Source organism: Paenarthrobacter sp. 2TAF44, from assembly GCF_052114885.1.
Taxonomy (GTDB): domain Bacteria; phylum Actinomycetota; class Actinomycetes; order Actinomycetales; family Micrococcaceae; genus Arthrobacter.
Window position 1 is genome coordinate 147869 of record NZ_JBFRFP010000006.1, and the last position, 21264, is coordinate 169132.

Genomic DNA, 21264 nt, shown 5'->3' on the forward strand with positions numbered 1-21264 from the left:
AAGTGGGCAACCGAGGGGTCCGAGTCTCATGGATCCCTTTATTCAGGGATCTGCAGGAAGAAGTGCTGGTCGGGCCGACGTATGCGCCGTTATCGGTTTTACTTCCCTCGGTGGATCTCTTAGCCCAGGGCCGCTCGAGGTACCGTTTTGGTACCATTGGTTCATGGCTATGAATCTGCGTGTCCCTGAGGACCTTGATCGTCGGCTGGAGAAGTTGGCTGCCGAGGAGCACACTTCCAAGTCCGCACTCCTGTTGCAGGGCGCCGAGTTGGTTTTGCAGCGCCGTGCGCGCTGGCGCGAGATCAGTGAGGGTCTGGATTTTGTCATGAGTCACGACGCTGATTTGCTCACTAGCCTTGAGGACGCGTGACCGCTTACCTGGACATTGAAGACGCGCTCCAGGTTGTTGATCGGTATGGCTTCCACATCCGCGACGTCGGCTTGTTGGCTTCGGCGCTTGCGCGTCCCGCGACAACCGTAATGGGGGCGGAAGCTTATCCGGACCTCGCCGTGAAGGCGGCCGCCTTACTTGAGTCGGTCGCGCGGTTCCATCCACTACTTGACGGGAACAAACGGACTGCCTGGACACTTATGGTGCTGCTGTTATGGATCAACGGCTACCGCCATGACTTCACAACTGACGAGGGCTTCAGACTAGTGGTGGGCGTCGCCGCTGGGGACGTTGAACTACGGGATTCGGCGGCCGTGATTTCGAAGCATCTGGTGCCACGCTGAACGTCGAAAAAAGAGCTGTGGACAATGTCCACAGCTTCCGTTTCGGACTGGCTCGTACACCGGCCGAACTGCCCCGGATTCCGCAGGTTTCCCCCACTTTCCAGTGTTTACAAGGCTAGGAATCGCGTTCGAGTCCCACCTCGGGCACGGCATACCCCCTCGTCAGAGGGGGTTTTTGCTTTAACGTGTGTACATTCTGGGTGGTCAGGTCCCTCTGACACGGGCCGCGGGGTGTGCCTGGCGCCGTGGTTCGCCTGTTTGGTTGTGGGGGAGCGCGTTCAGGGTCGTGGCTGGTGGGCCCTCCGCTTGCTTTGAACTGGGGCTATGCGGGTCCTCTCCTGGTTCGTCCGGTAGGCCGTGGTTGGCCTACACCTCTTCATGGGTAGGGATGCTGAGCACGACATGTCATTGGGAACTTGCAATAAATATCCTGACTTCGGTCGTTCCCGGAGTGAGGAGACGTGGCTGGCGGACACTTTGTCATGCCAAAGGGGGTGTGGACATTGTCCACACTTAAATCTTCGTTATCGCGGCTGCTTGCGGCCATTGGCTCTTCCCTCCTTGGGCCTTCATCTACTCATGGGTGTGAGTGCCAGTAGCGACATGACGCGGATCTGGAAGCGCTCTACATGTGCAGGGTGATTCCGAGGTGAGAGTTCGGCGGCCGCGGTCGGCCGAGTGCTATCAATTGGGTCCTGGCCGTGTCGTCGAAGCGCACTGCGAAATCAAGTGGGACGCGGACCCGTCGCAGATGACCGCTCCCCAGCGGTCCCTCCGGAACACTGCAGCTCACGCGAACGTCGGCTGACCACGTCTACGCGGACACCGGTAGGGGCCCATACGTCGCGCTGCTGCTGGGCAAAGGTGGCTTGGTTACAGCGACTTCAGAAGTCAAGGCTCCTGGATGACCCAATGCGAAATGCATAAGACTCGTTCTCAATCAGGTAGTTCGTCACTTTGTCGGTGACGAGTCCCGAAACAAGAACTCCTGATCGAATGCTGCTCTTCAATGGAGTCAGTTCTGTTTCACGCGCTAGTCTTTGCTGCTGAAGGCGGCGTCGAAGCTGGTTTGGGAGGCGGGGAAGTCGAACTTCTTGAGGTCGGCGAGGGCTTCGGGGGCGCCGTGGAGTCGGTCCATGCCGGCGTCTTCCCATTCCACGGAGATGGGTCCGTCGTAGCCGATGGCGGTGAGCGCGCGGAAGGACGATTCCCAGGGCACGTCGCCGCGTCCGGCGGAGACGAAGTCCCAGCCACGGCGCGGGTCGCCCCAGGGCAGGTGCGAGCCCATGACGGTGTTCCGGCCTGTGGGGCGGAGCTTGGTGTCCTTGCAGTCCACGTGGTAGATCCGGTCCTTGAAGTCCCAGATGAAGGAGACGGGGTCGATGCCCTGCCACATGAAGTGGGAGGGGTCCCAGTTCAGGCCGAACGCTTCGCGGTGGCCGATCGCTTCGAGGGTCCGGACGGTGGTCCAGTAGTCGTAGGCGATTTCGGAGGGGTGGACTTCGTGGGCGAAGCGGACCCCGTTTTCGTCGAAGACGTCCAGGATGGGGTTCCAGCGGTCGGCGAAGTCCTGGTATCCGGCGTCGATGACTTTTTCGGGGACGGGCGGGAACATGGCGACGTATTGCCAGATGGAGGAGCCGGTGAAACCGACGACGGTGTCCACGCCGAGGGCGCGGGCGAGGCGGGCGGTGTGTTTCATTTCTTCGGCGGCGCGTTGGCGGACGCCTTCGGGTTCCCCGTCGCCCCATACCTTGGAGCCGACGATGGCTTCGTGGCGGAAGTCGATGGGGTCATCGCAGACTGCTTGGCCTTTGAGGTGGTTGGAGATGGCCCAGACCTTCAGGTTGTACTTTTCCAGGATGGCGAGTTTGGAGTCGACGTAGCCGGGTTCGTCCCAGCGACAGGCGTCCAGGTGGTCTCCGGAGACGGCGATTTCCAGGCCGTCGTAGCCCCAGCCCGAGGCTAGGCGCGCGACTTCCTCGAAGGGGAGGTCGGCCCACTGGCCGGTGAACAGGGTGTACGGGCGGGGCATGTCAGACTCCTTCAGTAATGAGTGACTTATTCTCGACGGCGGTAATGGTGCTCTTGTTCTTGGCTGAAGCTTCCACAGCGGCCAGGACGCGCTGGACCTGCAGTCCGTCTTCGAACGACGGCGACGGTTGGCTGCCGTCCCGAATCGCCAGGAGGAAGTCGCGGATCTGGTGCGTGAAGGTGTGTTCCCACCCGATGATGTGGCCTTGCGGCCACCACGCTCCTATATACGGGTGCTCGGGTTCGTTGACCAGGATCCGCCGGAAGCCCTGCTCCCGGACGGGCACGGTGGCGTCCAGGAAATTCAGTTCGTTCAGGTCCTCCAGATCGAATGTCAGAGAACCTGCGGTGCCGTAGACCTCGATCGTCAGGCTGTTTTTCTGCCCGGTCGCGACGCGGGATGCCTCGACGGATGCGCCCATGTCACCGGTGAGCCAGAACGTAGCCCATACCGCGTCATCAACCGTGACGTCTTCCAGGCCGCCTCCTGAACCACGCGAACCGGGGCGCTGGGAAACGAAAGTCTTCAGCGTCCCTGATGCCTCAAGAGCGGTTTGCCCCGTTAGAAACTGGATTTGGTCGATGGCGTGGGAGGCGATGTCGCCGAGCGCGCCGGAGCCGGCGGTTTCCTTGCGGAGGCGCCAGGTCATGGGGGACTCGGCGTCGGAGAGCCAGTCCTGCAGGTATGCGGCGCGGACGTGGCGGATGGTGCCGAGCCGTCCTTCGGCAATGAGTTCGCGGGCCAGTGCCAGGGCCGGGACGCGGCGGTAGTTGAAACCGATCATGGACTGCACGCCGTTGGCCCGCGCGGAGGCGGCTGCGGCCACCATCAGTTCGGCCTCGCCCAGGGTGTTGGCCAGAGGCTTTTCAACGAGCACGTGTTTCCCGGCGGCCAGTGCGGCGATGGCGATTTCGGCGTGCATCCAGCCCGGAGCGCAGATATCGATGATGTGGATGTCGTCCCGTTCAATCACGGAACGCCAGTCGGTGGCGGACTCGGCCCAGCCGTACTTGGCTGCGGCCTCGGCCACTTGGGTGGTGTCCCGGCCAACGAGCACTTTCTGCTCGAAGGCCGGGACGTCGAAGAAACTGGCCACGTTCCGCCACGCATTCGAGTGGGCCTTCCCCATGAAGGCGTAGCCAATGGCAGCAACCCCCAATGGGCTTTCGTGTTGATTTCCTGATGGTTCTGTCTTCATGAATTTCCTTCCTTTGCAGCTTTCGGCTGGCAACGTCGATCCGTCCCGTGCGACCAGCACCGCAGATGGCAGCCATGTTCGGCTGCCGACGAACTGTGGCTCGATTCAGACGACAGGGAGGGCCGGACACATCGACTTGAGAAGGGCCCTGCCGGGATGGTTCCAAGGCATTCTGAGGGTTCTTTACTGAGAGCTGGTTGTTGTCAGCTTGTGGTTGTGAGGATGCGGACCCTCACGGCTGTGATGTGCTTGTCAGAAAGGATCTCAAGTCGTTCGTCTCCGTTGAGGAATCGTCCTTCCCGTAACCCGGCATCGGTCACCACCAGCTCCCTCACTGAATCCAGCTCAACTTCACATCCGGGCTTGTGGAAGTCCACTTGCGCTCCTTGGCCCACCACGATGAACTCATTGGGATTGATGGCCAGGACCATTCCAAAGGGGCGGGCATCGCCTGGGGTGGGACCATGGGTAGCGGCAACCGTTTCTTCCAGGAGTTCGGGCGCGGGGGGAACACGAACGCCTGCGTCCAGAAGCATTCCTTCGAGGAGCTTCCTGGAATTTCGAACCGTAATTGCTGTACCCGCCAGTTCCGTGCTGATGGATTCCTCCTCCGGGTCAAGGGCGAAGCCGAAAATACGGCCGTCGCGCTGGGCGTCCACAATCTCCGGAGTCAGGGAAGTAATGATGGAGCAGGCTGTGCTGAACTGGTTGTCTTCCCTGCCTTCTTCAACACCGAAGACGTTGTAGCCCAGGCCTCCGAAGCCGCCAATTGCCAGGAATGCATCTCCGGCGCGGAAACGAGCTTCCGGGATGAACAATGGATTGGAATCGGAGGCGTATTGACGCATGACTTCCTCTGCGTTGGGCACGTAGATATCCGGGGCCAGGAAGTCGATGGCCGGCGTCGCGGCACGCCACACCGGGACCATGCCGGCCGTCGGTCCCCCACTGGGGTACTGGCCGGGCAGGTCCTGGCCACGTTGCGGGCCGATCCAGGCGTTTGCGTAGGCGGGGAGGGGCAGCACTTCCTTTCCAGCGGCCGCCAAACCTCCTACGAAGGAAGCGAATCCCCACGCCATGAAGGTTTCCTCAGCAACTGGGTTGTCGTCGCCGAAGCAGTCCGCCCAGCTCCTACCGCCGTCCGGATTTGCGCCGAGGGACTGCACCAGGTCAGGGTCAAAGGAACCCGGAGCCTGGGAAACAGCGGTGATCAGCTGCTCCGGGAGCGGTGCATTCCAGGCGGCCTCGGCCAGCGGACTGTGATCCCTTCCCGCACCCAGCAGGCCAACTTCGTTCTCAACCTGGACCATGATGACTGTATGGTCCGGATCGATCGTGGCCACATGCTTCAGCAGGGCAACGTAGGCAGCCCGGTCCGCTTCGAAAAGGTCCCGGGAGAAGACGGACAAGCTGGGCCGCGGCATGGAACCGGGATAGGAAAACGGGGTCGTGAAGGGTTTGGCGCCCCTGTCCGTGCGCGGGAAACGTTCACGGTCAGCCCGAACCCAGCCGGGGGCATAGGTGGAGAATGCGTTCTTGAAAGCCCCGAACCAGATCATGACCAGACGGATGCCCGTGGACCGGGCATCTTCCACCAACCCGTCCACAATCGAGAAGTCGAACTCTCCCTCCACCGGCTCTACTTGTTCCCAGGACACAGGAGCGATCACCGTGTTGACCCCGGACTTTGCCAGCTTGTCCCAAATAGGCGACATGTAATCCCGGTTGGATGCGCTGGAGTTGTGCAGTTCGCCTCCGATGCAGAGGAACGGCTTCCCGTCCACGATGAGGCGTGTGTGGCTGCCTGTGCGCTCGAGGCGCGGGAGGTTCTGGCGTGGCATGGTGATCAGTCCTTAATGCTTGAGGGCCGGGTAACGGTGTCTGTCAGGGAAGGCGAAGTGACCATGAGGCTGAACTGCTGGGTGGCAACGCCGTCGCCAATTCCTATCCGGAAGGAACCTGGCTCCACGATGTATCCGGTCCCGGGATCGTTGGTCCAGAACCCCAGGTCGTCGAAGCCCACGGACAGTGACACCCGCCGTTCTTCTCCAGCCGGTACAAATACCCGTTTGAAGCCGCGCAAACGCCTGACCGGCTGCGTCACACTTGCCAGGAGGTCGGAGACATACAGCTGGACCACTTCTTCGCCGTCCCTTGTTCCGGTGTTGCGAAGGATGGTTGTGAAGGAGAGCTGTGCTCCGGCTTTGAGCTCGTCCAGGGTCAGTGATAGTTCCTGGTCCGGGGATGACTCCAGCTCAAAAGTGGTGTAGCCAAGCCCGTATCCGAAGCCGAATTGCGGGCCCAACTCCAGGTCCAGGTACTTGGACTTAAAGTAGTCATCGGTGTTGTTGGGACCGGTCAGCCCCACGTCCGGCCGTTGGTGGGCAAAGGAGCCTCCTGTGCGGGCGGGCCTGCCGGTTGATTCGTGGTTGTAATAGACGGGCACTTGACCCACTGATCGCGGGAAGGACATGGGAAGTTTGCCGCCGGGATTGACCGTGCCGGTGAGGACATCCGAGATCGCTTTTCCGGCCTCTGTTCCCAGGTGCCATGCCAGGAGAAGGGCAGGACATTGGTCAATCCATCCGCTGACCACCAACGGACGGCCCGTCATCAGGACCACGGCAAAGGGGGTGCCCGAGCCGGCAACGGCATGGATCAATTTCTCCTGGTCTCCCGGCAGGTCCAATGAACTCCGCGAGCTCGCCTCCCCGGAAAGGTCACTGGGTTCCCCGACGGCGACGATCACCAAATCCGCCTCAGCGGCGGCAGCAGCTGCTTCAGCCTGAAGGCCGGGATCGGAATCAAAGAAGGTGGCGCCGGGCAAGGTGGTCACCACGGACTCCGGCAGGGCCGCGGCGAGCGATTCGGCAATTGAGGTGGTGGTGGGCGAGGCGAAGTACTGCACCCAGGCGCCCAGATGGTCCTTGCTTTCAGCGTAAGGACCCACCACCAGGACGCGTTGTCCCCGGGGCTTCAACGGCAGGACGTCGGAGTCGTTCTTCAGTAGGACGGTGCAACGTGCGGCAGTGGCCCTGGCGGCCTCCAGAGAGACTTCATCAGGACCGGTTGCGGCTGCGGACTCGTCCACATAAGGGTTCTCGAACAGACCCAGCGCTTCCTTCAGCCGCAGCACACGGAGTACGGCGTCGTCCAGCCGCGCGGGATCCACCACGCCCTCATGGATCAGGGGCTCACCCCCGCTCAGCAACGAGCCGCCCATCTCCACATCGAGCCCGGCGGAAAGAGCCAGCCGCCCGGCGTCGGACGCGTTGGCGGCGACGCCATGCTCAACCAGTTCGCCGACGCCACCGGCGTCAGCAACGACGATCCCGGCGTGTCCCCACTCGTCCTTCAAGACAGCGGTGAGCATCTCCCGGTTGGCGTGCATCGGCACCCCTGAAACTGCATTGAAGCTCGCCATGACACTGGCAACCCCCGCCTTGACCGCGATCCTGAATGGCTCAAGATACACGTTGCGGAGCCGTTGAACAGAGATGTCCGTGGTGTTGTAGTCGCGGCCTCCTTCTGCCGCGCTGTAGCCAACAAAGTGCTTGGCACAGGCGGCTATGGAGGTATTCGACGAAAGGTCCTCACCTTGGTACCCCCGGATCTTGGCCTCCCCGAAGACGGCATTGAGGAAGGGGTCTTCGCCAAACCCTTCCACCACGCGTCCCCACCGCGGGTCCCGGGACACATCGATCATGGGTGAAAAAGTCCAGTTGACCCCGCTGGACCGGGCTTCCTTGGCAGAGAGCCTGGCATCTGCTGCGGCAACCTCGGGATCGAAGCTGGCCGCCTGCGCCAAAGGGGTGGGGAAGATGGTGAACTGTCCGTGGACAACGTCCAGGCCGATCAAGAGCGGGATGCCGTGCCGGCTCTCCTCAACGGCGATCCGCTGGAGGTCATTGGTGGCCTTCGCCGACGGGGGCCAAAAAAGCGCACCGGCACCGCTTCGTGCAAGGTCCCCCGCTTCTGCGGAGTCAGGCCTCCAGACGATCTGGAGCTGCGCAAGCTTCTCGGCGTAGGTCATTGATGCCAGGATCTGTTCCGGCTGTACTCTAACTTTCACGGTGAGGATCCTCCTGGGACGGTTGGTGGATCTGGTGCCTGATGAGGTCCAGTGTGCGCATGATGGCCAGTGAGTCGCTCAGGGGCATCACGGAGCTCTCGGGTTTGCCGGCTTCGATAAGCCCATGGAACTCGAGAATTTCGTACCTGAGTCCGCCGCCAACAATGGGCGCGTGAATGGTGTGGGACTGCTGGAGTCCCGGCCCTGAGGGGTTGTAGCGTGAAACGGTCAGCTCGTTGGGACAATGGTGCGGGGCCGGCAGTTCAATGATGCCTTCAGTTCCCAGTATCCGTGCGTTATTGGGCAGCACCGTGGACATTGATGAGCTAAAGTATCCGGTTGCACCGTCCCTGAAGGACAAAAGCGCCGTCGCGTCCAGGTCCACCCCGCTGGTGCTGCTGCGGCCGAACGCGGCGACGGCCGGTTCATCGCCCAGGAGCCAGTGCGAGAGCTGAACAGGATAAACGCCCATCTCCAGCAGGCTTCCGCCGCCAAGGGCGGGATCGTACAACTGTGGCCGCGCCCGCGGCCCAGCCTCCGGAATCGGGAAACCGAAAGACGCTTCAACCTTCCGGACCTTTCCGATGGCACCGCTGCCCACCAGCCGCTTCAGCTCAAGGAACGCAGGCAGGAATCGGGACCACATGGCCTCCATCAGCACTGTCCCGGATCGCTTAGCGGTTTGGGACAGATCGAGGGCTTCGGCGTGCGTGGACGTAAAGGGTTTCTCCACCAGGACATGTTTGCCCGCCTCCAGGAATTGCCTGGCATGCTCGTGATGCAATCCTGCAGGGGTGGAAACGTACACCGCGTCAATGGTGGGGTCCTGGGCAAGGTCCTGGAAGGACAGGTGCTGTTTCGGGATGCCGAATTCGGAACAGAACTTCCCTGAGGCCGCGGCGGTCCGGGACGCTGCAGCAGCCAGGAAGGCAGAGGGAACATCAGCAAGGGCCTGCGCGAATTCACGGGCAATGGTTCCCGTGCCGGCGAGCCCCCATCTCACGGTTGGTGCAGTCATTTCGTCCCCAAAGCCGGAGACGGCGCCTTGAGTATCCCGGCCAGGAACTCGATTGCCGTGCCAACGTGCACTTCAGGATCGCCCGCGTAGAAAACATGGTGAAGTCCAGGAACAGTAATCAGGTGCACGTCTGCGTTTACTTGTTTTAGGGCCTGGGCCAGCTGCTGACTTTGGCTCACCGGTACCAGCCGGTCCGCCTCCCCGTGGATGAGGAGCATCGGGGGTGCGTCGGAGCGCACGTAGGACAGCGGGGACATCCGCCTGAGCCCTTCCTCATACGGCCAAAGTGATCCTTCGAGCATGATTTCGGTCGGAGTAGGGGGCTGGGTGGCATTGACTGGCAGATCAGACGTGGGCGGCAATGTTGCTGCGTTGGTTATGGGGTAAAAGCACACTGCGGCTCTGACGTCGCTCGACACGCCGGTCGCCCCGATATCACCTTCAAGGTCAGGGTCGTTGACGAGAGCCACGAGCGCCGCGAGGTGCCCCCCGGCCGATTCGCCCCATACTGCGATGTGGTCAGCATCGATGCCGAGCTGGGGTGCGAACGTCCGCAGGTAACGGACGGCGGCTTTCGAGTCGTGCAGTTGCGCTGGGAAGGGTGCTTCGCGCGAATGCCGGTAGTCGATGGTTGCTACGGCTAACCCTGCGTCGATTGCTGATTGGAAGACGAGGTTGGGGTCCCAGTCGCCGGGAGGTTGGCTGCGTGCGCCGAAAATCCATGCGCCGCCGTGGATCCAGACGACCAGTGGCACCGGGGAGGAGGCGTCCGCCGGTACGTAGAGGTCGAGTTCGAGGGCCCGGTAGCCGTCGATTGAGGCATAGATCAGTCCTCTGTGGGCTACCGCGTTGCTAGGTGGATCAGCCAGTGCCGCCGGTGGAAGGAATGCCGGCAGGAACGCCCCGGTAATGTCGTTGGTCATGTTAGTCCTTTGCTTGCAGTGCCAGATCGGCGGAGTGGGTTACAGCCGCTGTTGGTTCATCCGAAAGGCGTCCATCGGGCAGCAGCAACGCTGCAACGAAACCCAGGATGTAGACGCCGGCCAGGGCAAGGAAAACGGGAGAAAAGACGTCGTGGTAAATCGCTGCGATCTCAGCCTGCAAGGCGGGGTCTGCGGCGTGGACCAAGGCAGGTGTCAGGGTTTGGGAATCGAGCCCGGTTGGCAAGAGCGTTGCGACGCCGAACCCCACCACTCCGCCCACTACGGCTGATCCCACTGTGGATCCGATCTGCCCGCTCAGTCCGGCGGTTGCGGTTGCGGCGCCGAGTTCACTGTGAGGTGCAGCACTTTGCACGATTGCAATGGCCAGGCTCATGAACGCTCCCGTGCCGAGGCCCACGAACGCCATGATCAACGCCGGTACCCACAGCGGCGCGCCCCCCGGGAGTAGGGACATGGCTCCGAGTCCGAGTGCTCCCATCACCGTTCCGACTATGGGAAAAACGCGGTAGCGGCCCGTCCGCGAAGCAAGCCAGCCCGTCAGGAGATTGCCCACCAACATTCCCAGCACTGTGGCGATGGGTACCAACCCCGAGATGGTGGCGCTCACGCCATAGGCCATCTGGAAATACGTTGGCAGGTACGCCGTGGCTGAGATAAGCCCGGCACCCATGACGGCTGACAGTCCCACGCCTGCACTGAAGGTGCGGTTGCGGAACAAGGCAACCGGAATGATGGGGTTGCGCTGACCACGCTCGACGGCGACCAGCCCGCCCAGCGCTGCTACGCCTGCTCCAAGGGCGATCCATGCTGCGGAGTTTGCTGAACTGAACCACGCTACTGCCAGTACCACCGATACAAGGACAGCGGTGAGCAGCACTGCGCCAACGACGTCGAACCGTTTTTTGCCTGCCGGTTCGATGTGCGGAACGGCAATGACCGCCAGGAGAAGGGCGGCAAGCCCCACCGGGACGTTGATCCAAAACACCCAGGGCCACCCCCCGTGGTCCGTGATCAGGCCCCCAAGGAGTGGCCCGATCAGAATCGCCACCGGAAAGGCAGCGCCGATCAGTGAGAGGTACGCAGGACGTTGCCTTGGCGTGGTGACCTCGGCAACGATCGTCTGCGACATCAGCTGGAGACCCGCGGCGCTCATGCCCTGGAGGACCCGGGCGACGACGAGCTGGGTCATGTCATGCGCGAGGCCGCACACGAAGGAAGCTGCAACAAAGCCGACGAGCGCAATGAGGAAGACCATCCGCGGTCCCACCCGATCGCCCAACCCTCCGAGCACCGGGAGGAGGACAGTACTGGCGAGCGTGTAGCCCACTACCACCCAGCTCATGTGTTGGAGGGCTCCGAGTTCGCCCGCGACAGTGGCCAAGGACGTCGAAACGATGGTGTGATCGAGGGCTCCAAGGAATGACACCGCCAGGAGCGCTGCCATGAGGAGCCGGAGCCGGGTGGGAGAGATCCGGACTGTGTTGTGGTTGCTGTTGCGGACTTCGGTCACAGCGTTCCGGCGATCTCGGCCTCCAGGCTGTGCAGAAGAGCATGCTGCCGGCGGACCTGTTCGATGGATCGGTAAGGCAGCCGATCGCCTTCGTATTCGCTGGACAGGTACCCCGACCATTCGTTCTCCTTCAGGGTTTGAAGGATCTCGCGCCAAGGTATCTGGCCATCAACAAGGTCATCGTCGATGTCGAAGAACTTGGCCTGAATGAACGATACGTAGGGGAGAACATCCGCCAGGTCCGACATGGGAACGGCAAGGGGTTTACGCCAGCCTTCTTCCTGGGCTTCTTCGCTGAGGCCGTCATGCTTGGCGGTGGTGATTGCCCTTTGGAAGATGCCGGTGTCGATGAGCAGGCGGAAGTTCTTCGATCCGGTTCGCTCGATGAACTCGATGTACTCGTCCACCACCGGGTGCTTGATGGGAGTGGGGGCATGGATTTCCGGGCAAATGATGAGGTTCAGCTCGGCCGCGAGATCGAGGTTGCGCTCAATCACTTCCTCCCAGATCGGGTGGGGGCGCAGGTCCATGGACACTACACCGATCTTGGGTCGGATTGAGGTGAATCCGAGGCGGTGGGCCAGCCGAAGATCACGAGCCAGCATTACAGTGCCCTCATCAGCGGTGAGGTCGCGGTCGCGCCACATGCTTGAGTCGATCCAGGACCCGTAATTGGTGGGCTCCAGCTGGTATTTTTCGAGCAGCCCGTACCATTGGTCAATCCACGCGGTGGACGGTTCCGGATAGTTGGGCACGTGACCTTCGCCCAGGATCTCAATCCCGGTGGCGCCAATGTCAGCTATTTGTGCCATGGCGTCTTCGAGGGTGAGGACGGTGTTCATATCACCGGTGTAGCTGTAGAGGGAGACGCCGTACTTGAGGTTGCTCATGCGAGGACCGTGACCTTTCGCTGGGACGTGAAAATTGACGGTTGGAATTCAGCCGGAATGTAGGGTGCGTGCAGCGCGATATCCACGCGCACATCGTGGACACCTACGGCCAGACCGCCCGCGAGCGGCACCATGACGGTGGCCACTTCATCGAGCTGCCAGCGGACATCGGTGGACCGGCGCAGTTCCTGGATGCTGAAAGTGCGTCCCTGGAGTGTCCAGCGCGGCACCTCCCGGCTCCATTCCTGACCATCTACGGTGACAGCCACGCCGTCGATGAGGCTTCCCCAGACGCCCCGGTAATTGGGCATGCGCAGGGCTATCTCGAAGCCGACAGTATCGGTTCCCTCCTGGACGTTGCGGAAGCCCCTGCTTTGGATCAGTTCTCGTTCGAGGACCATGTTTCCCTCACTTCTCTGTTGACGTGGAGTTGATTGATTCGGCGATCTGGCGTGCCCCGGCGACGGCCAGGGCCACCCCAGTCAACGTGGGGTTGCAGGCCGTGGCGGTAGGGATGACACCATTGCCGGCAACGAACAACCCCCTGACGTCCCACACCTGTCCGGTGGGATCGCAAACAGCGGTTCCGTCGTTGGATGTCCCCATCCGCAGGGTGCCTTGATAGTGCAGTGAGGCCCCGGCAGGGAAAGCAAGCGGTTCATCGCCCAGCGGGTCGCCCAAGGACCGGGCAGCTGCAACTACCGATCGGCGTGCTGCGGAGAGTGTCTGCTCGTCACGTTCGGTGAAAGTGTAGTGGATATTCATTGCCGGCAACCCGTATGCGTCCGTGGTGTCTTCGGAGAACACAACGCGGTCGGACGCTTGAAGGTCCTTGGCGCAGAACCATCCCAAGCCCACGATCGAACCAGGGATGACGTCCCCTGAGATGGGCACCGGCGACGCGTCAAGTTGCATGACCTGCCCATGAAAAGGCTGCTCATCGGTGAAGGGCACCCAGCTGACCCCGCTTTGGGCGGTGATGGTGGTGTCGCTTGATGAAGCAGCCGGAACATCATCCACGACGCCGGTCAACCGGACAGCGTGGACAATCTGAGGCTGGTCGTTCAGGTACCGGCCGAGTGCTTCGGGACGGATACCGGATGCGAACAGCAGCTGCGGACCGCGGAGGGCGTCGGCGGCAACTACGACGTAGCGGGCGGCAATTTCATGCTCGTCTCCCGTCTTGTCGTCGCGAACCCGCACGCCGCTGACCTGATCTCCGTCGGTCAGTACCCGCACCACCACGCTTTCGTCGAACAGGCGGGCGCGGGGGTTGTTTCGCGTTTCCTCGCCGAACACCACGTCAGCTCCGGACCAGATGAAACGGCCGTCCTCTGTGCGGCGGACCGCCAGCGGCATGGGCTGAATACGGCGGTCAGGTGTGCGGCCGCCGTCGAGCGCCGTTGCCAGACGTGAGCGGACCAGATCGGCAAGGGGAGCGCCGGCCAGGGCCTCCGAGCTGACCGAGAGGAGGCGTTCGGCCTCGGTCAAGAGCTCGTCCATGTTCGGCAGGAACGCAATACGTTCGCTTCCGCCAGGACGCGGGCAGGCCCCGGTCCAGTGCGCCGCCATTCCGCCAACATTGCTGGAGAATGCAAGGCCCGGCAGTCCTGCCTCGCCGGGCTGCTGCCAGCCGTCGTCGAGGAGGTAAGTACCGGGCCGCACCGGACGGGCGACGTCGCGTGCGTACTCTGCGAGGTTCCCGCCAGTTGGCACGGCGCTCACCTTCCCCTCGGAACGGCGCTGGGCAGCCTCCCGGTCCTGTGGGCTTGCGATGTTCTTCACGTGGGATCCGGGGGGATCACTGATGGTGGGTCCGGCTTCGAAGATGGCAATGCTTGCTTGGGGGCTGAGCTCGGAAAGGATGCGTGCATAAGTGGCTCCGGCGGGGCCGCTGCCGATGATTGCGACGTCGACGACGGCCGGATAAGGGCGCGCTGAAGGTACTGCTGTGGTGGTCATGCTGTTCTCCAGGAGTCTGTAGAAGGGAGGGCGTCACGCCCTGGTGGTTTGCTCAGCGGGCAGCTGTGGACAGTGCGGGTTGAGCGTCAAGGAAAAGTCGTCGTTCCCGGCGCCGCTCGGCTTGCCGGGCCGGGTTGGCGATAGGTGAGGCCAGGAGGAGTGCCTTCGTGTAGGCGTGCTGCGGCTCGGCAATAACCCGCTCCGTCATGCCTGTCTCCACGATTTCTCCCCGGCGCATCACTGCGACGCGCTCGCTGATGTGCCGCACCACATCCAGATCGTGAGTGACAAACAGGAGCGAAACTCCGGTCTGCTCTTGAATGTCGGAGAAAAGTTGAAGAACCCGTGCCTGGGTGGACAAGTCCAAGGCACTGACCGGCTCATCACACACAATGAGCTTGGGATTCCTGCATAGGGACCGGGCAATGGCAATGCGTTGCCTTTGCCCGCCGGAGAACTCGCGAGGGTAGCGGGCGCTGGCGTTGGAGGGCAGATTCACCACGTCCAGGAGTTCCCGGACCCGCCGTTGAGCATCAACCTTGGATGTCCCGGAAACCTGCATCGGCTCGGACAAAATGTCGCTGATGGTCATTGAAGGATTCAGGGAGGTGTAAGGATCTTGGAAAACCACCTGAATGTCGCTGCTCAATGCCCGGCGTTCCTTCTTGCTGAGCTTGGTGATTGACCTGCCGTCGAAACGGATGTCGCCGCCGGTCACAGGCGCGAGCCCGAGCACGGCACGGCCGATGGTTGACTTACCGGAACCGGACTCGCCTACGAGTCCCAGGGTTTCTCCGGCGTTGATGTCCAGGCTCACGCCTTGCAATGCCCGGAATGTCCGTTTTCTGCCGAACCCGCCGATCCTGTAGTCGACCGTCAGGTCAGTGATCCGCAGGAGGGGTTCTGCTTCCGGCAAGGAGGTCTGGTTGACGGAAGTCATCGTGCACCTTCTGTCTCGGTGGTCATGTCGTTGGTCGTGTCGGTCTCGACAGGGTGGTCGGCCGGCGTTTTCGAGGTGGAATCGAGCGCGGAGTCCAGGAGGAGCTGCGTGTACTCTTCCCGGGGGTTCGTGAACAGGTCAGTCACTGCAGCCACCTCCACGATCTGTCCGTCGCGCATCACGGCCACTTGGTCGCAAAGATCCGCTACCACTCCGAAGTTGTGGGTAACCAGGACGACGCCCATGCCCCGTTCGGCCTGCAGGCCGCGAATGAGGTCCAGCACGTCGGCCTGCACCGTGACGTCCAGTGCGGTGGTGGGTTCGTCGGCAATGAGCAGCTCTGGATTGCAGGAAACGGCTCCGGCGATGAGCACGCGCTGCGCCATTCCGCCCGAGACTTGATGCGGGTAGGACTTGAAGACCCTCTCAGGATCAGGAATGCCTACGCGGGCGAGGAGTCTGAGGGCTTCATTTTTTGCTGCCTTCGCCGAGATTCCCAGATGGTGTCGCATGGGCTCGGTGAGCTGGGATCCTATGCGGAAGGCGGGATCCAGGTTGCTCATGGGCTCTTGGGGGATGTAACCGATCCGCGCGCCGCGCAGGCGATTGCGTTCCTTCGGAGTCATTCCGAGCAAATCCTCTCCGGCGAAACTCAGGGTTCCCGCAGTCATGTGGGCTTGCCCGGGCAAGAGACCCAGGACCGAGAAGGCGGTTTGCGATTTGCCCGAACCGGATTCTCCTACCAAGCCGAGGATCTGGCCGCGCTCCACCCTGAGGGAAACACCTTTGACGACGTCGGATTTCTCACCGTTGGGGCGGGGGTAGGAAACCCGGAGGTCGTTGATGGCCAGGAGCGTGTCTCCCGGATCCACAGGCGCCTTTTCCAGTGGCAGGGCGGGTTCAGGAGTTGAGCCGGTGTGCTTGGCAGTCTTTACTGCCTTGACGCTGCCGGCTGAGGATCCGTAGTTGGCCAAGGCGTCGCGGAAGCCATTACCTACCAACGTGCAGGCCATGACAGTCAGCACCAGTGCAACACTTGGCCAGAGAAGCAGCCACGGAGCGTTGAAGATGTTCTGCGAAGCATCGTTGAGCATCAGGCCCCAACTGGCTTTGTCGGACGAGCCAAGGCCGAGGAAGGCGATACCGGCTTCGATTCCAATACCGGCGCCTGCCAACAGTGCCGCCTGGATGATGGTGGGCGTGATGACCACCGGAAGGATATGGCGAACCATGATGCGGATATCGCTCAAACCGGAGACCCGGGCTGCGTCCACGTACTGTTCTTCCCGCACCGCCCGGACCGAGCCGCGGATGAGCAGAAACACCGAGGGGGCGATCAGTATGCCGAACACCACGAGCGCCAATGAGGTACTGCGTCCTACGCGGGCCAGCACTACAAGGAGCACAACGATCGCCGGCAGCGACAGGAGGGCACCACTGATCCACATGCTGACACCGTCGATCCACCCCTGGCGGTAACCTGCCAGGAGTCCGGTTGGCACGCCAATCAGCAAGCTCACGGCGATCACGATCGCAGCACTGGAAAGGCTGGTCTGGGCGCCGTAGACGAGGTTGGCCAGCACATCGCGCCCCACGCCGTCAGCGCCCAAGGGATGCTCGGGGGTGAAAGGCGGTGCCAGGACATCGGCGAGGCGGGTGGCGGTGGGATCGTAGGAAGAGATCAACGGCGCTAGGATGGCCACGACCACCAGCAAAGCGAGGAACACCAGCGAAATCACTGCTGAGGGTTCCCGAAGAAACTTCTTGATCAGTTTGTCGCCTTGGGGTGCGGAGCTAACCACTTCAAGCGACTTGCGGGTGCCGGTGACAAGGTTATCGGTCATGAGACACGAACTTTCGGATTGATCCAGCCTTGCGCCAGATCGACGAGGAGGTTGACGACGACCACCAGTACCACGGTGACCAGGACGATCCCGAGCACAACGGGAAGGTCGCCGCGGCCGGCAGAGTTGCTGGCCTGGGTGCCGATTCCGGGGATATTGAAAACTTTCTCAACGATCACCGAACTGGAGATGGCCACGATGAACATCAGGGAAACAGTTGTCAGGCTCGGACCTGCGGCGCTGCGCAGGGCATGCTTGACCACGACGCTGCGCTCGGGGAGGCCACGGCTGCGCAGTGTCCGGACAAAGTCCTGCTGCATGACATCGATCATCGATCCGCGGACCTGCAAGGCAAGGGATGCCACAGAACCCAACGCCAGGGCAATCACCGGGAGCGTGATGGAGGCCAGCCACTTGCCGGGAGAATCGCTGAAAGCGGTGAACCCGGTAGCCGGGAGCATGCGAAGTTGGACAGCGAAAACCAAAGCCAGGACCAGGGCCACCAGGAAGCCCGGAATCGCCTGAACCAAGGTGGACGCCACTTGGAGACCATGGTCTAGTCGTCCCCGGCGCAAGGACGCTGTCACACCGATCAAGGTTCCGAAACAGGCAGCGAGGATCAGTGACCCGATCACCATGGAAAGGGTGGGCGGGAGGGTTTGGGAGAGCAGTTCTCCCACGGACTGGTTGGTAAACCAGGACCGACCCAAATCTCCACGGACGGCTGATCCGAGCCACTGGAAGTATTGGGTGATCAACGGTTCATCAAGGCCCAGCTGCTGGCGCTTGGCCTCCACCTGTTCGGCCGAAGCCACTGGCCCCAGAACCTGACGGACAGGGTCTTGCCCTGTCAGGTTCAGGAGGAAGAACGTCGCAGTGGAAATAACGAACATGAGCACCAGTCCTGAGGCCAGGCGGCGAAGGATAAACATCAGCACGGCAGCTCCTTGGGCTTCGGGAAGATGAGGGATGGGTAGGGGCGGCCGGCCTGGATGGGCCGGCCGCCCACTTGCTACTTCTTCGAGGCGGTGAAGCCCCAAAGCGGTGGCATAGTGGAATAGCGCTGCGGTGTGACAGTGATTTCAGCGTTGCTTGCGAAGACGTTGTCAGACTGGATGTAGGGCGCAAACCAGGCCTGCTCCACCAAATAGGTGTTCAGTTGACGGAACGATTCGGTTTGGGCCTCACCGGTTTCGCCTTGAGCCTTGTTGATCAGGTCAACCACGGTGGGATCGGAGACGTGGAACGGGTTCCAGAGTGATTCGGGAGTGAGTGCAATCTGGGCGAAATCCCACGGGCGCGGGCTGTTGAGTCCGAAAATCGCTGCGGGGTACTTTCCTGCCAACAGATCCGAGATGAACGTCTGCCCGTTCACAGGCTGGTACTGCGGGGTAATGCCGATGGCGGTCAGTGCTTCAGTTACGGCTGCCTGTTGGTCGGGGTAGATGGGTGACACATCCGGCATCGGCAGGGTGAAGCCGTTTGCGTAACCAGCCTCGGCCAGGAGCTTCTTCGCGGCGTCCACATCAAAGGGGTACCTCTTATCCAGCTCAGGAATGAAGGCGTCGCTGGTGGAACTGAAGACCTGGCTGGTGGCCTTTCCCTTGCCAGCAAAGACTTTCGCGTGGATGGCGTCGCGATCCAAGGCCATGTTGATCGCTTGGCGGACCTTGGGCTCGGCGAGAGCAGGAACCAGGGAACCCTTGCGGTCGAACAAGTAGAGACCGCTGGTGGTGTATGCGGGGCTGGTCTGGATATTCAGGCCGGCTGACTTGAGGCTGTTCGAATCCTTGTCGGTCACTACTGCGAAGTCTGTTTCACCGGCCCGCAGCGCGTTGAGGATTGCATTGTTGTCGTTGAAGACGGTGACTTCCACAGTGTCGAACGGGAAGTCTTTGGCGTTCCAGTAGTCAGCGTTTCGGGTGTAGACGTACTTGCTGCCGGTCTGGGACTTTGCGGCGTCCAGGATATAAGGGCCGGAACCTACGGGAGTGGTGTCCAGCGCCGGGGTTCCCAAAGCCTTCGGGCTGGCAAGGACGCCGGCGGTTCCGCCCAGGTTCGGCACGAGCGAGGGATCCGGAGCGGAGAGCGTGACCATGAGGTTGGTGGCGTCCGTGACGGTGACATCCTGGATGAAGCGCAGTTGCCCACCTGCTTCACCGGTACCCTTGCGGGCGGAATCAAGATTGGCCTTCACCGCTGCGGCATCCAGGGCCGTCCCATCGGTGAATTTGACTCCCTCCCTGATAGTGAGGGAGAGCTTGGTCCGGGCGTCATCGTAGGACCATTTGGTCACGATATTCTCGGCCGGTTCTCCCTCATTGGTGTTCCGGAAGAGGGAGTCGTACACGGGCTGCAAAAATAACGTTGTGGGGCCGGTGCCGAAGTTACCCGGCGAGAAAGACTCAGGTGTTCCGATAGCTGCGATGTCCAGCTCAGTGGGGGCGGCGGAACCGCCAGGGGAGGATCCGGTGCAGGCGGTAAGCGCCAGGACGGCTGTGACGGCGGCGATGCCGACTAATTTGCGCATGTTTCTCCTAGACAAGGTGTCGAAAGCTCAGCTTCGAGTGATCCGACTGTTCTCCGGCGACAACGCTACGGAGATGGATAAGTACTGCGATGAATGGTGGCTTACATGCCTTTGAAAGGCGCCTGGCTTCACAGGAAATCCTTCGGATTCCTTGAATGCTGTACTGGCGCAGGGCCGCGGGATGCAGGTGGTGTGCTCCATCTCGGTCTCCCTCGCCGTTGAGGTTTATGTTGCTGGTTGAGCGCTTTGTGGCGCCTGTTACAACGATAATCCGGTGACCGGAAGAAGTCAACAACTTCTTCCGGTCTTCGGAATATTTTATGCGGAAAGCCCTTCATCGCTTAGACCCGCGGGTTGCGTCAACCGCTCCAGGAGCCTGGGCAGGTTGTCCTTGGAGAAGAGCTCGCCAAGAACAAGCTGGGCGGCACCTACGACGCCGCCTACCTGCTCGTCAAGGACAGATAACTCCACGAGCAGGTCCGGTGCACCCGTGGAGGGCAGCCGTTCAAGGACGGCTTGCTGTATGGGCTTGAGCACGATGTCTTTGGCCCGGGCAATGCCACCGCCAACCACCAACATGTGAGGAGCGAAGAAGCTAACCAGAGTTGCCAGGCTGCTTCCAAGGAGTGCCGCTGTTCGGTTGAGCAGCTCCTTCGCGGCGGCATCTTCGTGCTCAGCGGCCAGCGTCACGTCATAGGCGCGAACACGTCCGGTCTCCTTAAGGACTTGCGCGAGGTAGGGGCTGCGTCCCGTTTCCGCTAGCATCAAGCCGTCCCGCTCTATCGCCCATCCGCTGGTGACGGCCTCGAGACAGCCTGTGCGCCCGCACCTGCAGGCAACCACTCCAGCCTCCGGAACGGCCACATGGCCAATGGAACCCGCCAAGCCATGGGAGCCCCGGTAAAGCCTGCCATCGGTGATGAGGGCAGCTCCAACCCCGGCGCCGGCCCCGAAATACAGCAGGTGCTTTGCCTTGGCAGCCCGCGGGTTGCTCTCTATTTCAGCCAATGCCAGAAGATTAACGCGATTGTCCACCCAAACAGGAACCGGCCAGAGCGCCGCGAATTCCTCCCGCACGGGGTAGTCCTCCCAACCTGGCATGACCGGTACGCCAACGGGAGTGCCGGTGTCGAAATTGACCGGACCGGAGAGGCCCACGCCGATCCCCAGCAAGTTGTTGCCGCCTCGCTCCCTGACTACTTCTTCGATAATCGAGTTGGCCTGGGCCAGGATCCGCTCGGGCCCTTCGCTGATCTCGCATAGCTCCCGGTGGCGGGTGCCCAGCAGGGCGCCGGCCAGATCGGAAGCACTGACCACCATTTCATTGGACGCAATGTCCACGCCTATGACGTAGCCGGCCTGAGCGTTGAGCGACAACAGCTTGGCGGTCCGCCCGCCCGTAGAGGGAGCGCGGCCAGGGGAATGGATAAGCCCGATCTGTTCGAGTTCTGCAACCCGCTCCGCAACAACACTGCGCCCCAGCCCCACCTGATCAGTGAGGCTGGCCTGCGTAATGCCGTCCTGCCAACGGATTGTCTCCAGTACGGACGCGAGTCCGGTATATCTCTCAATTGCCATTGAATCTC

General features: G+C 61.8%; 17 protein-coding genes. 2 read left to right on the forward strand and 15 right to left on the reverse strand.

Going from position 1 to position 21264, the window contains the following annotated elements:
• Nucleotides 1–163: 163 nt before the first annotated feature.
• Together AB4Z15_RS08430 and AB4Z15_RS08435 are read left to right on the forward strand one after the other, a co-directional pair.
• On the forward strand, nt 164–370 hold the full coding sequence (locus AB4Z15_RS08430) for a ribbon-helix-helix protein, CopG family (RefSeq protein ID WP_442016916.1): 207 nt from the start codon (nt 164–166) through the stop codon (nt 368–370).
• On the forward strand, nt 367–735 hold the full coding sequence (locus AB4Z15_RS08435; RefSeq protein WP_442016917.1) for a type II toxin-antitoxin system death-on-curing family toxin: 369 nt from the start codon (nt 367–369) through the stop codon (nt 733–735). Before AB4Z15_RS08430 ends, AB4Z15_RS08435 begins: the two co-directional genes overlap by 4 nt.
• A 1033-nt stretch (nt 736–1768) precedes the next feature.
• On the opposite strand, the gene AB4Z15_RS08440 is transcribed toward AB4Z15_RS08435, so the two are convergent.
• From AB4Z15_RS08440 to AB4Z15_RS08510, 15 genes are all read right to left on the reverse strand, one after another.
• Entirely contained in the window at nt 1769–2770 is a 1002-nt protein-coding gene (locus AB4Z15_RS08440; RefSeq protein ID WP_442016918.1) for a sugar phosphate isomerase/epimerase family protein, read from the reverse strand.
• A 1-nt stretch (nt 2771) separates the two neighbouring features.
• Nucleotides 2772–3968 (reverse strand): Gfo/Idh/MocA family protein, encoded by a 1197-nt coding sequence (locus tag AB4Z15_RS08445; protein ID WP_442016919.1) that lies wholly within the window; start codon nt 3966–3968, stop codon nt 2772–2774.
• A gap of 203 nt (nt 3969–4171) precedes the next feature.
• Entirely contained in the window at nt 4172–5809 is a 1638-nt protein-coding gene (locus tag AB4Z15_RS08450) for a GH35 family beta-galactosidase (protein ID WP_442016920.1), read from the reverse strand.
• 5 nt (nt 5810–5814) lie between these two features.
• Entirely contained in the window at nt 5815–8040 is a 2226-nt protein-coding gene (locus tag AB4Z15_RS08455; protein ID WP_442016921.1) for a glycoside hydrolase family 3 N-terminal domain-containing protein, read from the reverse strand.
• Nucleotides 8030–9058 (reverse strand): Gfo/Idh/MocA family protein, encoded by a 1029-nt coding sequence (locus AB4Z15_RS08460; protein WP_442016922.1) that lies wholly within the window; start codon nt 9056–9058, stop codon nt 8030–8032. The genes AB4Z15_RS08455 and AB4Z15_RS08460 overlap by 11 nt, the downstream gene beginning before the upstream one ends.
• Nucleotides 9055–9981 carry an alpha/beta hydrolase fold domain-containing protein gene (locus AB4Z15_RS08465; protein WP_442016923.1) on the reverse strand — a complete coding sequence of 309 codons (927 nt, stop codon included), beginning with the start codon at nt 9979–9981 and terminating at the stop codon, nt 9055–9057. Before AB4Z15_RS08465 ends, AB4Z15_RS08460 begins: the two co-directional genes overlap by 4 nt.
• A gap of 1 nt (nt 9982) precedes the next feature.
• Entirely contained in the window at nt 9983–11512 is a 1530-nt protein-coding gene (locus AB4Z15_RS08470) for an MFS transporter (protein ID WP_442016924.1), read from the reverse strand.
• Nucleotides 11509–12402 (reverse strand): sugar phosphate isomerase/epimerase family protein, encoded by an 894-nt coding sequence (locus AB4Z15_RS08475; RefSeq protein ID WP_442016925.1) that lies wholly within the window; start codon nt 12400–12402, stop codon nt 11509–11511. Before AB4Z15_RS08475 ends, AB4Z15_RS08470 begins: the two co-directional genes overlap by 4 nt.
• Entirely contained in the window at nt 12399–12803 is a 405-nt protein-coding gene (locus AB4Z15_RS08480; RefSeq protein ID WP_442016926.1) for a C-glycoside deglycosidase beta subunit domain-containing protein, read from the reverse strand. Before AB4Z15_RS08480 ends, AB4Z15_RS08475 begins: the two co-directional genes overlap by 4 nt.
• 7 nt (nt 12804–12810) lie before the next feature.
• Nucleotides 12811–14364, reverse strand: coding sequence for a GMC oxidoreductase (locus AB4Z15_RS08485; protein ID WP_442016927.1), 1554 nt, complete (start codon nt 14362–14364; stop codon nt 12811–12813).
• Nucleotides 14365–14416: 52 nt separating this feature from the next.
• Nucleotides 14417–15304: an ATP-binding cassette domain-containing protein gene (locus AB4Z15_RS08490; RefSeq protein WP_442016928.1), complete on the reverse strand. Its 888-nt coding sequence runs from the start codon at nt 15302–15304 to the stop codon at nt 14417–14419.
• Nucleotides 15301–17148, reverse strand: a complete 1848-nt coding sequence (locus AB4Z15_RS08495; protein ID WP_442016929.1) for a dipeptide/oligopeptide/nickel ABC transporter permease/ATP-binding protein — start codon at nt 17146–17148, stop codon at nt 15301–15303. Before AB4Z15_RS08495 ends, AB4Z15_RS08490 begins: the two co-directional genes overlap by 4 nt.
• Nucleotides 17145–18080 (reverse strand): ABC transporter permease, encoded by a 936-nt coding sequence (locus tag AB4Z15_RS08500; RefSeq protein WP_442016952.1) that lies wholly within the window; start codon nt 18078–18080, stop codon nt 17145–17147. The genes AB4Z15_RS08495 and AB4Z15_RS08500 overlap by 4 nt, the downstream gene beginning before the upstream one ends.
• Nucleotides 18081–18160: 80 nt before the next feature.
• Nucleotides 18161–19678, reverse strand: coding sequence for an ABC transporter substrate-binding protein (locus AB4Z15_RS08505; protein WP_442016930.1), 1518 nt, complete (start codon nt 19676–19678; stop codon nt 18161–18163).
• 318 nt (nt 19679–19996) lie between these two features.
• The gene (locus AB4Z15_RS08510; RefSeq protein WP_442016931.1) at nt 19997–21256 is read right to left on the reverse strand and encodes an ROK family transcriptional regulator; all 1260 of its coding nucleotides are present in this window, start codon (nt 21254–21256) and stop codon (nt 19997–19999) included.
• Between the last annotated feature and the right edge of the window lie 8 nt (nt 21257–21264).